This is a genomic window from Acidobacteriota bacterium (genome assembly GCA_016208495.1).
Taxonomy (GTDB): domain Bacteria; phylum Acidobacteriota; class Blastocatellia; order Chloracidobacteriales; family Chloracidobacteriaceae; genus JACQXX01.
On record JACQXX010000091.1, the window covers coordinates 39,433 to 53,093 of the forward strand.

A 13,661-nucleotide genomic window follows, 5' to 3' on the forward strand; every position below is an offset into this window, starting at 1 on the left:
TATCAGATGAATTTCTCATGCTTCATAATTCAATTTTTGACGGTTTAGTTCATTTCGCTTTTTTGGCCGGTTCCCCTGGCTTTGGTGTCGCAGTCGCCGTGTTTTCAGTGGCCTTGACAACCAGTTCCGGAATTGGCTGGGTCTCAATTGGGTCGGTAAACACTTTTCCCTGATACTGGCAGGTGATGGTGAAGTCGCTTTTTTCTTCCCGGGATTGCAGGACGTAATTTGACCGCACATTGGTATAGTGACCCGCACCTTCCAGGTTGCGAACAAAGTCCGCAACTGGATCCACCACATCAATGACCAGCGGCTGACCAGCTTCCGCCTGGGCTTGAGTCACAGTGGTGGGTGTTACATATCCACTGATCGTTACATTGCGGCCCTGGACTTTGAGAACGGTTAGAACCAGCCCGGTCGGCACCTGCCAGCTCACGTCATTTGAAATCTGATAGTTCATACCCTGGGCTTCACGCATCTTATTTACCACTTCAATGCGGTGGTTTAAGGCTTCAAGGTATTGTTTGTACTGCTCAGCTTCCCGCTTCAAAGTCTGGTTGGCTTCGGCGCGCCTGGTTTGGACGGATTGTTCAACGCGTAACTCATTTTCTCGGCGAATCAGCAAGGTATACTGTCCGCCAATCAGAACCCCAATCGCAATCAGCCCCAATACCACACCCAGATATTCAAACCGCCGGGCGCCGCCAGGTGAAACATTGACCAGACCACTGGCCATCATCCCTTTAAGCTGATCAAAGAAACCGGGTGATCGCGTTGCAACAGGTCGGGAACGAACCATCCCACGAAAATCGGCGCCGTGGTCGTTGAGGTAGGCATAAACGCCCCCAAGCATCGGCACCATTTCGGTGATGACCAAACTGGTTGCTGGAGTTGACCCCGTTTCAGTTTGCAACCCTGAAAGATCAAAAACCTGAATCAGTTCCACCTGGAGTTGTGCCCGAAGCCAGTCCATCCGGGACCGATGATCGCCAGTACATTCGCCCGAAACAACCACCAGTTCAAATGCTGATTGGAGTCGGGTTTGGACATCATCAATCATCAGGGTCATCGCATTTTCAAACCCTTGCTCATCGTTGACATCCACCAATTCAAGACTATGGGCAACCAGTTCTCCGCGTTCATAGACGAACCAGTCAATTTGGGTTCTGGAAATGTGAAGGTGACCGACCCGAACGGCACGTTCGGTTTCTTCGCGATACACCGTGGTAAATGCCTCAGCCAGGCAGGCGGCTTCACACAGAACCGATCCGACAGGAAGTTGCTCCACAATCATTGGGTCCACATAGGCCAACATCAGCGTGGAGTCAAAATCGCACCGGGCAGTTACCAGGTTGCCCAGTGACACAACTGCCCCGATATCGGTCAGATAGGCTTCACCTGGGCGAACTTCAATTGGGCTCGGGTAGATGGTCAATACTGGGATATTACCAGCAATTGACTGGAGTGTGGCAACGGCATCTGATTGTGATGCAACTGTTTCCAGATGAACAATGGATGGACCAGTTGTTCCGTCGGTTTTGACGATACCAAGGGTAACCTCGGCTGATTGATAGCCAAAGCGAATGACTCCTAACATGATGGTAGCTTCCTTTATGCAAAAATTCGAAGGGGGTGGTTTCCAAGGGCTGATTGCAACAATTCGGTTTCCTCAAAGGCATCCAGAACCCGCGGATCAAACAAAGTGTGACGCTGACGCTGCATATCTTCCCAAACTTCCACTGGGAACTGGCCTCGACGATGTGGACGATGTTCAATTCGAGCAACGAAATGATCAGCCACGGTGACAATGCGGGCAATCAGTGGAATCTGGTCTCCGGTTAATCCGCAGTTTGGATAGCCACCCCCGCCATATCGAAGGTGGTGGTAATACGCGGCGGCGACAATTTCCTCGTGGCATCCAACTGATTCAAGGAGCATTTTGCCGTAGATCGGATGGTATTCCATCACCTGGCGTTCCGATTCCGAATACACCTGCCGCGACAGCCGAATTTCATCAGGCACCACGATCTTGCCGTAATCGTGCAGCGTTCCCGCCAGGTATGCCAGGTGCGCTTTTTGCTCGCAATCAGGATGATTGCGGTGCAGGACGCGGGCGATTTGCTCTGCCGCGAGGCCGACTTCTTCGCCGTGAACCACCAGCGAGTAGCCTGACCCGGCGTATTTTTGAGCCATGACCCGGCGCAAATTGCGTAAAAGTTGCGGCATAATCAGTTGAGTGACTTCAAGCTGTGCAGGGGAAACGGCGCCCATACGGCAATACCTCGCAGATCGAGTTTCAATTTTGCCCACCGATTGATCCTGATGGTGCGGATGCCTGAGTAAGAGCAACCCTCGTGCCAGAAACTTTATCCAGAAAACCACCTTGAAAATCCTGCCTGAGCGCCTGAACCCACCTCTTTGAATTAAACTCTGTTGCCTGATGATGGCTTGAACCAGTCCAGCCGATGGCATTCTTTTGAATGGTTGAAGTTACCTTAAAATATTGAAAACAAAAGTATTTTATTCTGATGTGTGGTTAGGTGAGCCCGGTTTGCGGCTCTCAGAACTTTGAAACCCAGTCTGCATTTAATTGATTCAATTCATTTAGATTCAGCAATCTGATGAAAGTTAAATTAAACCGATTGGGAAAAACGAAACACAATCCAACTTTAATTAAATTGATGAATTGAAAAGTGACGCTATCGCCTGAGTTCTTCACCCAAAGATATTCCATCTCCTGTCTGGACAACACGATAGGTTGTCCATACAATCGGCGATTCGAAGTCCTTCGAAATCAACACACTCACCTGACACCTCAAAAATCACTCACTCACGACATGACAAAATTACTTGAAGGAAAAACTGCATTGGTCACTGGTGGCTCACGGGGACTGGGGCGGGCCATCTGCGAAGTTTTTGCCCGCGAAGGTTGTAACATCGCCTTTAATTACCACAGTCAGCCCGAGGCCGCTCAAACCGTAGTTGACAATATTGAGCACCTGGGCCAGCGCGCCCTGGCCTTTCAGGTTTCAGTCACAGATCGCGCAGCAGTGAAACAAATGGTGCGGCAAATTATTGAGCAGTTTGGGCGAATTGATATTTTGGTGAATAACGCGGCGATTAACCGGGCAGATATGTTTTTGACGATGACGGACCGCGCCTGGGATGAAGTCGTCAACACCAATTTGAACGGCCTGTTTAATGTCACCAAACCTGTGTTTAAACAAATGGTGCGTCAGCGGTATGGCCGGATTTTGAATATCAGCTCAATCGGAGGCATCCGTACCGTTCCGACGAGTGTTCATTACGCCACAACCAAGTCTGCCGTGGTCGGCTTTACCAAAATGCTGGCCCGCGAAGGAGCGCCCTTTGGCCTGGTCGTCAATGGCATTGCCGCTGGTATTTTTGACACGGACCTGGGTCACACCTTGCCTGATAAATTCCGCGAAACATACGAAGGCTGGTGTTCACTGGGGCGCTATGGACGACCGGAAGAAATGGGCGAACTGGCCGCCTTTCTGGTTTCTGACCGCAATAGTTATATGAATGGCGAGATGATCATCCAGGATGGGGGGACAGTGACTTAATCAAGTTGAAACTGATTCTGCACAATGAAGAAGAAAGACTGTAGAATCTATAGACCTTCAGCGGCTGAACCTTATTTTATGCTTCCGGCTTGCGTGTTCATTCTTCATTCTTTCAGGATCCAGAGATTTTCTTATGCCGCAGATAACCATCCTGATCACAACTCGCGAACAGTTTTCCCACATCCGCAAAAACCTTGAGAGCATTTATGCTCATACACCACAGCGTTTTGACTTGATTTATGTCAATAGCGGCGCACCTCCTTCTGTTTCAACTTACTTGAAGCAACAGGCTCGCGAAAAAGGGTTTCAGTTGATTGAATTCTCTCATCAGATTCACCAAAACTATGCTCGCAATGTGGGGCTGAAATATGTCAAGACTCCATTTGTGATGTTTTTGGATAATGATGTCGAAGTCACGCCGGGGTGGCTAGAGCCATTGCTCACCTGTGCTGAAGAAACTGGGGCCTGGATCGTCGGGCCAATGGTGTTACTTGGGCCACCCGAAGATCAGATCATTCATTTTGCCGGTGGTGAGGCGGGAATTAAAGAAGTTGGTGGACAACGAATCTATCATGCCCACATGCAATACTGTACCTGGCCAATCAGCGCGGTTCCGGTTCCACTCCGGCGGCAGGAAACAATCAATGTTGAATTTCATGGAATGCTGGTGCGGAAATCAGCGCTGGACCAGATTGGTGGGCTGGATGAAAAGATTTACAGCACTTCAGACCACTTTGACATTGGCCTGGAAGTGAGCCAACGGGGAGGCAAAGTCATTTTTGAACCAGCCTCTGTGATTGCGTATCATCCCCCACTCAATATGGACAACGATGATCGGCAGGTTTTTCGAACCCGGTGGAGTGAAGCCTGGAACCAGGCCACACTGGACCATTTTTACTCCAAATGGGGACTGACTCCAAACCTGAAAAAACAAGAGTGGATCAGAAAACATCGCCGTAAATGGCTGTATCCGGTTTTCAATCGAGTTGAGAGAATGGCTGGTAAACGTGGGCGTGATCTGGCTGAAAAATTGATCTCACCGCTTGAAATTATCCATAACCGATTATTTTACCATTTGCCCCAGATTTCCCACTCTTTCGTGACGGGTGTTCATTTAGGTGAGATTGATCATTCCAACCCAACCGTCCTGTGAGGTACTCTGTTTTGAAACTTCTGTTAAGTATGAATTTGCCCTATTTGCGGTTGAATGGGGCCAATAAAGGCAATCGGATTCTGGCTGAAGCCCTTTCTGCTCAAGGGCACCCGTTTCGCGTGATTGTTCCTTCCTTTAGCCCAACCGACCAGTTAACCCGGTCATCGTTTCAGGCGTTGCTCCGGAGCCGGGAAATTTCATTTCGGGCCCAAGATCACACAGATGTGTTCACCCTCAATGGGGTCGAAGTGCATTCAGTTGCCGACCCGGCGCAGCTTCGGACGGAATTGGTCAAGGAACTTGAGCGCGATGAGCCTGACTTCGTGTTTATTTCGACCGAAGATCCAACCCAAAACTTGCTCGACGCCGCGCTCCGGACGTGTCCATCGAAAGTTGTGTATATTGTTCACACACTTGAGTTTCTTCCGTTTGGGCCACATGCTTTTTTCCCAAGCCAGGCGCGTACCCGCCTGATTGGGCAAACCGCCGGGATTGTTTCGGTCAGTCAATTTGTGCAGCAATATATAAAGGAATGGAGTGGGCTCGATTCGCTGCAACTCTACTGGCCAGCCTATGGCGAGCCTCCATTTCCGCATCTTGGGCAGTTTGAAAATCCGTTTGTGACGCATATCAACCCCTGTGCGGTCAAAGGTATTTCAATTTTGCTGGGTCTGGCAGATGCCCTTCCCCAGGTTCAGTTTGCCGCCGTACCGACCTGGGGTGCCACGCAGGAAGACCGGGTGGCACTGACACAGCGCGCCAATATTTCGCTCCTGACGCCGACTGAGCACATTGACGAACTCTTCCGACACACAAAAGTATTGCTGGTGCCATCGCTGTGGTTTGAAGGACTTGGATTTGTCACGCTTGAAGCCATGCTGCGCGGGGTTCCAGTGCTGGCGGCCAGTTCGGGTGGAATCCCAGAGGCAAAACTTGGCACTGAATTTGTGATTCCGGTCCATCCCATCGAGCGCTTTACCGATCAGCTTGACGAACACCACCTGCCGATTCCGATTATTCCCGCGCAGAATCTTGCCCCGTGGCGTGCCGCATTAGAGAAATTGCTTTCAGATTGTGAATTCTACCAGCAGCACGCCGCGGATGCCCGATCACGTGCCATAGAATTTGTGAGCCGGTTGAGTTTTGAACCACTGGTTGCGTACCTGCACCATCTTGCCTCCAGGCCGAAAGCCCTGGCGGCGGCCACAACCGTTGACCAGCCTGCAGTTTCCAGCCAGCGTCGAGAGAATCCTGCCCCGAGTGCCGCGAACCTGACACCTGAACAGCGAGCGCTTTTGCTTCAACGGCTCCGCAAAAAAAGCCAGACTCAGGCCGCAACGTCCACCGAGCCACCTGTCGGAATCCAGCCAGCTTCCCGGACACACCCACTGCCGCTCTCGTTTGCCCAGCAACGACTCTGGTTTCTCGACCAGCTTGAACCAGGCAGTGCCGCCTACAACCTTCCTGGCGGCTTTCGGGTTCGACTACCGGTCAACACCGCCATCTTGCACCAGAGCATTCTGGAAATTATTCGCCGGCACGAAGTACTTCGCACCACATTTCAGGTCATTGATGGCGAGCCAGTCCAGGTAATCAATCCAGAGCCAGGCTGTTCATTTTCGGTGTCTGATGTTTCACATCTGGCTGATAGACCCGATGGGCGACAGCTTCTGGCGGCTCAGATCATTGAAGAAACCCAAAGTTCGTTTGATCTGGCCACTGGACCACTGGTTCGGGTGAAGGTTCTCAAACTCGGCGCTCAAGACTGGGTGATTGTGGTCACGATGCACCACATTGTTTCGGATGGCTGGTCGGTTGGGGTGTTTTTGCGTGAACTCCAGACCCTCTACGCGGCTTTTTCTCAGGGGAAGCCATCTCCATTGCCACCGCTCCCAATTCAATATGCTGATTTTGCGGTCTGGCAGCGCGAGAAATTCAGCGGTGCCGCGCTTGAAACACAACTGGCGTTTTGGCGGCAACAACTCGGCGACACAACCGGGATTCTTGAGTTGCCAGCCGATCATTCACGTCCGGTCAACCCATCACATCGGGGCGGCTGGGAACAGGCAACGTTTGCTCCACATCTGGTCGAACCGTTGCGAAGGCTTTCGCAAAGTGAAAGCTGCACCATGTTTATGACCCTGCTGGCAGCCTTTGCGGTTCAACTGAGCCGGTACACCGGGCAGCAAGACATTCTCATCGGCACCCCGATTGCCAACCGGACCCGATCCGAAATTGAGAATCTGATTGGGTTTTTTGTCAATACACTGGTCATCCGGGTCAACGTCTCGGGCAAGCCTCGATTTCGGGATGTGCTCCGGCAAGTTCGGGAAACGGCACTTGGGGCCTTTGCCCATCAGGATGTGCCGTTTGAAAAACTGGTTGAGCTGCTTCACCCGGACCGCGACCTCAACCGCACGCCGCTGTTTCAGGTGATGTTTGCCTTTGGCCAGGAAGGCCGTGCCAGTCAAAAATCCACGCCACCCAATCGAACCCAGCTTATTGACACCCTTGAAGTTGAAAACCGTACTTCCAAATTTGACCTGACGCTGTCAATGGCTGAGACCGACGCCGGAATCATCGCCGGGTTTGAATACAAAACGGAACTCTTTGAATCAGCCACCATTCGCCGGTTTCTGACCCATCTGGAAACGCTCTTGCAGGGGGTTTGTGCCAATCCGGAAGCCCCGATTTCCAGCCTGCCGTTGATGTCAGAAGCTGAACGCGATCAAATTTTGGTGCGATCAAACCAGACCGAGCGGCAATTTCCGACTGGCGAACTGCTCTATCAACTCATTGAAATCCAGGCACAGCAAACACCTGATGCCATTGCGGTTGTTTTTGGAGATCAGCATCTCACCTACCACCAGCTCGATTCACAGGCCGGTGTACTGGCTGAGTACCTCCAGCATCTGGGCGTTGGACCTGGCGCACTGGTGGGAATTTTTGTTGAACGCTCAATTGAGATGGTAACGGCCTTACTCGGCGTGCTGAAAGCCGGTGGGGCCTATGTTCCACTTGACCCAGGATACCCGGCGGAACGGCTGGTGTTTATGATTGGCGATGCCCAGGCATCGCTTATTCTGACCCAATCCCACCTGGTCGAACGTCTGCCCCAAACTTCCGCCCAGACGATTTGCCTGGATCAGCCGCTTCCGGTGCCAGCCATCACCAGCAAAACCACCCCGTCACCACAACCGACTCCTGAAGATCTGGCTTATGTGCTGTACACGTCCGGGTCAACAGGTCAGCCCAAAGGTGTGATGATTCCGCATCGGGCAATCTGCAACCACATGCACTGGATGCACGAGACTTTTCCGCTCTCAGCCGATGATCGCGTGTTGCAAAAAACGCCGTTGAGTTTTGACGCTTCGGTGTGGGAATTCTGGGCGCCACTGATGGCTGGTGCTCAACTGGTGATGGCTGAGCCAGGGGTTCATCAGGATGCGGAAAATTTGTCACAAGTTATTGCAGTTCAAAAGATTACCATTCTGCAAGTTGTTCCGACCCTGCTTTCGCTGCTGCTTGAAGAACCCACCTTTTCTCAAAGTACTCAACTTCGACGGGTTTTTGCCGGTGGCGAAGCCCTTTCCGGCACCCTGCGGGATCGGTTCTTTGAAAAACTTCCAGCCGTGGAACTGGTCAACCTGTACGGTCCAACCGAATGCACGATTGACGCCACTTTTTTTGTCTGCCGGCCAGATGATGTGAGCCGCACAGTTCCCATTGGAAAGCCAGTTTCAAATATGACCGCGCTGGTGCTCGACGCTGAAGGGCAACCCGTTCCGATTGGCATTCCCGGCGAACTCTACCTGGGCGGCGCGGGTGTCGGGCAAGGATACTGGCGGCGACCAGAGCTGACGCAAGAGCGATTCAAGGCAGGGTTCGGGGTTCAGGGTTCAGGGTTCAGGGATTCTGAACAAGAGATGATTGATCAAGCTACCAATCAACAATTTGGGACTTCAAGAAAAAATTTTGAGGATAAAGCGAGATTTATTTCCGCTAAACCCCGAACCCTGAACCCTGAACCCCGAACCCTGGCTTTGTACCGAACCGGTGACCGGGTCCGCTGGCTTCCGGATGGGAATCTGGAGTTTCTTGGTCGGATGGATACCCAGGTCAAATTGCGCGGATATCGGATTGAAACTGATGAAATTGAAGCTGTTTTGCAGCGTCACCCGCTGGTGCGCGAAGCGGTGGTCGTGGTGCGGCAGGATTCGGCAAACGATCAGCGACTGGTGGCCTACATGACGCTTTCGGCGGATGATTCCCACTCTGAAACGGTTCATCCGGCGCAACTGGTCGCCTTCCTTCAACCTCATCTGCCTGAATTTATGCTCCCATCGGCTGTGGTGATCCTGCCCAAACTGCCCCGGCTTCCAAATGGAAAAACTGACCGCCGGGCACTTCCGGCACCAGACCAGGGCGCATTGAGAGCAGATCGAAGTGTGGATTTGCCCCGAACGCCTATCGAAGAAATGCTGATCGAACTTTGGAAACAGGTGCTCAAAGTTGAGGCGATTGGCATCCACGACAATTTCTTTGCCCTGGGTGGGCATTCCCTGCTCGCAGCGCAATTGATCACGCGCCTGCGAAAAACCTTTGAAGTTGAACTGCCACTCAAGCGGATTTTTGAAGCCCAAACCATAGCCCAACTGGCAACGATCATTGCTCACGCACAAACCCAATCAAATCAAGAAACTACCAGTCAAACCAGACCACAACTGGTGGCTGTTTCCCGAAATCGCCCGCTCGCGTTGTCATTTGCCCAGGAACGGCTCTGGTTTCTCGACCAGCTCAAACCAGACAGTCCACTCTATAACATTCCACTGGTCTTTGGCCTGCCGGAAGCCGTCAGCTTACCTGAGCTTGAACAGGTATTTACGGAAATAATTCGCCGTCACGAAATATTGCGAACAACATTCCCGTCATTTGAAGGTGAGCCAGTTCAGGTGATTGGCCCACCCGTAGATTTCCACTTTGAAGAACACCTGATTCCAGATTCTGAAACCGATGATGAACGTCACATAACGGCCTTCTTGCGTCAGCCATTTAACCTCGAACGTGGACCATTGCTGCACGGGGCGATTTTTCGGAGCGCACATCAAAAAACGAAAGTGGCCCTTTCTGTCCATCACATTGTGTTTGATGGGTGGTCTGCAGGCGTTCTCTTCCAAGAACTCGCCCAAATCTATCGGGCACGGCATCAGCATCACTCACCGGGTTTGCCAGAGTTGCCGATTCAGTATGCCGATTATGCCGCCTGGCAGCGCAACTGGTTCCAGGGAGCTGTTTTTGAAAGCGAACTGGCATTTTGGAAAAACCAGCTTGCTGGTATCCCACCACTGCTGGAGCTTCCAACTGACCGACCGCGACCGGTTATCCGCTCGTTTCAGGGCGCCCGCCAGTTTTTTGAATTCGATGAATCAGCCACCGAAAAGCTAAAAACACTGAGTCGTCAGGAAAATGTCACCCTGTTTATGGTGCTCCTGACGGCTTATGTCGTGCTGCTGGCACGGTATTCAGGTCAAAATGACATCAGTGTTGGAACGCCAGTTGCCAATCGGACCCAGGCGGAAACCGAAGCCTTGATTGGGTTTTTTGTGAACACACTGGTCATTCGAACCCAACTGGAAGCTGAACCAACTTTTCTGGAGGTCTTGCTCCAGGTCAAACAGACCGTCCTTGACGTGTTTGCCCATCAGGAAATGCCGTTTGAGAAACTGGTTGAAGTGCTGCAACCGGAACGAAATCTCAGCCACACGCCACTGTTTCAAGCCTTTTTTGTTTTTCAGGCCGCCTCACCGGCTGAATTTAAACCTTTTAGCGGGTCAGCTCCGGTTTCGCCCCGGTCCGCTCAATCCCAGCCGGCGGCAGCGGACCAGCGCGTGGCACCTGGAATGGCGAAATTTGACCTCACGCTGTCAATTTTTGAAAAAGGGGCAAAGTTATCTGGTGCGTTGGAATACAGCACCGATTTATTTGACCATGACACCATGCGTCGAATGATTGGCCATTTCCAAACTCTGGTTTCTGGAATTATCACTCAGGCCGACCAATCTATTCGGCGCATTCCATTGCTGACGCAACCTGAACTTGATCAACAACTGATTGAATGGAATGAAACCACACGTCCGTACCCGATTGACCGTTGCCTGCAAGATCTTTTTATGGAGCAGGTTACACAAACTCCAGACGCAATTGCGGTTGAATTTGGCGACCTCGGAGACCAGCGTTCATCCCCTCGCACACTGACGTTCCGACAATTGAATGACCGGGCTGAACACCTGGCCCGGTTGCTCAGGGCCGCTGGTGTTGGCCCAGATGTGCTGGTTGGGCTTTGTATTGAGCGCTCGCTGGAAATGGTGGTCGGGGTGCTTGGCATTCTCAAGGCCGGCGGTGCCTATGTTCCAATGGAGCCGGGATATCCGCTGGAACGACTCCAGTTTATGGTCGAAGACACCCGGATGCCCGTGGTGCTGGTCCTTTCCAAAGAGGCACATCGGTTTGCCGAAATGACGGTTACCGCTCTGTGCCTGGATGCCCTTCCCGAGTCCATTCAGGTGGAACCCATTGAAGAGAAATCAGTTACGCAATCAGCAACCTCACTGGCCTATGTCTTATACACCTCCGGTACAACCGGCAAACCCAAGGGCGTCCAGATCGAACACCGCCAGATTGTGAACTACATATTTGGGGTCTCAGAGCGGGTTGGGTTTGAACCCGGAATGAGCTATGCCATGGTCCAGCCGCTCACGGTGGATTCCTGCAAAACAGTTTTGTTTCCACCATTGCTCTTTGGTGGGTGCCTGCATGTCATTACCAAAGAACTGTCTCTCAACCCTGAAGCACTTAGCCAGTATTTTGAAGACTACGGCATTGATGTGCTGAAAATTGCACCTTCGCATCTGGCAGCCCTTCAAATACCACCCTTTACCCAAAAGCTTTTGCCCAGAAAACGGCTGGTGGTGGGTGGAGAAGGCTCCACCTGGGAGTGGATCCATTCCTTTGATGAAGTGTCAGACCCGGCCTGTTTGTTCTTTAACCACTATGGTCCGACCGAAACCACGGTTGGCGTTTTGACCAATCCGATTCAAAAAGGCCGCCGCGAGCACATCAACCCAAATCTGCCGCTTGGCAAACCACTGCCAAACTGCACCATGTTTATTCTGGATCCGTTTTTACAGCCCGTGCCGGTGGGTGTTGTCGGAGAATTATTTATCGGTGGTGACTGTGTGGCTCGGGGCTATCTCAATCGTCCAGAGTTGACGGCGGAACGCTTCGCTTTAGGGGACAGGGGACAGGGGACAGGGGACAGCTTTACACCAGGGGACAGGGGACAGGGGACAGAGGACAGTTCAAAACCTGTTTCATCTGCTTTCAGCTATCCCCCATCCGCCATCCCCCATCCCCTTTACCGAACCGGTGACCTTGCCCGGTACCGACCCGATGGGACGATTGAATTTCTTGGCCGGAATGATTTGCAGGTGAAAATTCGCGGCTTCCGGATCGAATTGGGCGAAATCCAGGCAGCCCTCAATCAACATCCAGCCGTCCGCGAGTCAATTGTCCTGGCTCGCACCGATCAACAAGGCAACAAACGGCTGGTGGCCTACTGTACCCTGCATCCCGACCATCAAGAAGCACAGGTTGAAACAGCCATTTTACGTTTTCTGGCGGATCACCTGCCTGATTTTATGGTGCCATCGGCACTGATGGTGATTGAGGCGCTGCCGCTCTCAGCCCATGGCAAAATTGACCCCAACCGCCTGCCTGAACCTGAATTTGGCGACCCGTCACACGCTCAAACCTATGTGCCAGCCAGAAATGCCATTGAAACGCTGCTGGTTCGACTCTGGGAAGAAACCCTTGGGGTCTCACCAATTGGTGTGACCGACAATTTCTTCCATCTAGGCGGGCATTCCCTGCTGGCAGTTCGACTGATTACCCGGATTCAGCAACTCACCCGCCGGAGCCTCTCAGTGGCAACCCTGTTCCAAAAAGCCACGATTGAGCACCTGGCCCAGGTGCTTGGTGAGAACCAGCCCGCCAGGGCGACCTCGCTGGTGCCGCTCCAGCCAGGCGGCCACCGTCCACCAGTCTTTTGTTTTCATGCCTTGAGCGGAACGGTCGCACCGTTTGTCCAATTCAGCCGACTCCTGGGAACGGATCAACCAGTGTATGGACTGCAGTCACGTGGAATTGATTTTGTTTCGATCCCGTTGGAAGACATACCCGCCATGGCCGTAGCGTATCTGGCTGATGTAAAAGAAGTTCAACCCACCGGGCCTTATCAGCTCTGCGGCTGGTCAATGGGCGGATTGATTGCTTATGAAGCTGCCCGGCAGCTTGTTCAACAAGGTGAGTCAGTCGTCCGGCTGATTTTGATTGATGCCGAAGTCACCACGCCGGATCCTGAACCAGTTGTGGACAATGCGGTTTTGCTGGCTTCACTGGTGGATCCACTACTTGGCATTACCCCAGATGATTTGCGGTCGCTTGACCTTGATCAGCAACTGGCCTTTGTGCTGGAGCGAAAACAGACTTCACCTGATTTGCAGGGACTCCTTGGCCTGGAACACGCCCGACGGGTGTTTCAGGTGGTCAAACTGAACTCAATTGCCGCGCGAAAATATGAGTGTGAACCGTACTCTGGAGACGTGATTGTGCTCAGATCCGAAGAACATGGACCGGATGAACCACTGGATTTAGGCTGGGGAAGACTGGTTCAGGGTGGGGTGGACGTCGTTCAGGTTCGCGGAACACACCAGCGGTTGTTACGCGAACCCTTTGTTGAGAACGTTGCTGCGGAAGTACGGAAAGGGCTCGGGGCTGAAAAAAACTGGGGCTCAGGGCTTGGGGCTGAAGACTCGCAAGCTCGGGGCTGAAGATAACGGGTTTAATACCCTGAGCCCGACGTC

General features: G+C 52.3%; 5 protein-coding genes. 3 read left to right on the forward strand and 2 right to left on the reverse strand.

The annotated features are described in order from the left end of the window. Positions 1-49: 49 nt before the first annotated feature. Both HY774_18550 and HY774_18555 read right to left on the reverse strand, forming a co-directional pair. Positions 50-1,597 (reverse strand): PilN domain-containing protein, encoded by a 1,548-nt coding sequence (locus HY774_18550; GenBank protein MBI4750487.1) that lies wholly within the window; start codon positions 1,595-1,597, stop codon positions 50-52. A 14-nt stretch (positions 1,598-1,611) separates the two neighbouring features. Next, positions 1,612-2,382 carry an HD domain-containing protein gene (locus HY774_18555; GenBank protein ID MBI4750488.1) on the reverse strand — a complete coding sequence of 257 codons (771 nt, stop codon included), beginning with the start codon at positions 2,380-2,382 and terminating at the stop codon, positions 1,612-1,614. A gap of 455 nt (positions 2,383-2,837) precedes the next feature. On the opposite strand from HY774_18555, the gene HY774_18560 reads away from it, so the two are divergent. The 3 genes from HY774_18560 to HY774_18570 all read left to right on the forward strand — a co-directional run bounded on the left by HY774_18560 (position 2,838) and on the right by HY774_18570 (position 13,628). Continuing rightward, positions 2,838-3,587, forward strand: a complete 750-nt coding sequence (locus HY774_18560) for a 3-oxoacyl-ACP reductase FabG (GenBank protein ID MBI4750489.1) — start codon at positions 2,838-2,840, stop codon at positions 3,585-3,587. A 133-nt stretch (positions 3,588-3,720) separates the two neighbouring features. Further along, positions 3,721-4,740, forward strand: coding sequence for a glycosyltransferase family 2 protein (locus tag HY774_18565; GenBank protein ID MBI4750490.1), 1,020 nt, complete (start codon positions 3,721-3,723; stop codon positions 4,738-4,740). 29 nt (positions 4,741-4,769) lie between these two features. After that, positions 4,770-13,628, forward strand: coding sequence for an amino acid adenylation domain-containing protein (locus tag HY774_18570; GenBank protein ID MBI4750491.1), 8,859 nt, complete (start codon positions 4,770-4,772; stop codon positions 13,626-13,628). Positions 13,629-13,661: the final 33 nt, after the last annotated feature.

Coding starts and splice junctions, on each gene's coding strand:
- HY774_18550 (MBI4750487.1), bottom strand. CDS start 1,597: ATGTTAGGAGTCATTCGCTTTGGCTATCAATCAGCCGAGGTTACCCTT.
- HY774_18560 (MBI4750489.1), top strand. CDS start 2,838: ATGACAAAATTACTTGAAGGAAAAACTGCATTGGTCACTGGTGGCTCA.
- HY774_18565 (MBI4750490.1), top strand. CDS start 3,721: ATGCCGCAGATAACCATCCTGATCACAACTCGCGAACAGTTTTCCCAC.
- HY774_18570 (MBI4750491.1), top strand. CDS start 4,770: ATGAATTTGCCCTATTTGCGGTTGAATGGGGCCAATAAAGGCAATCGG.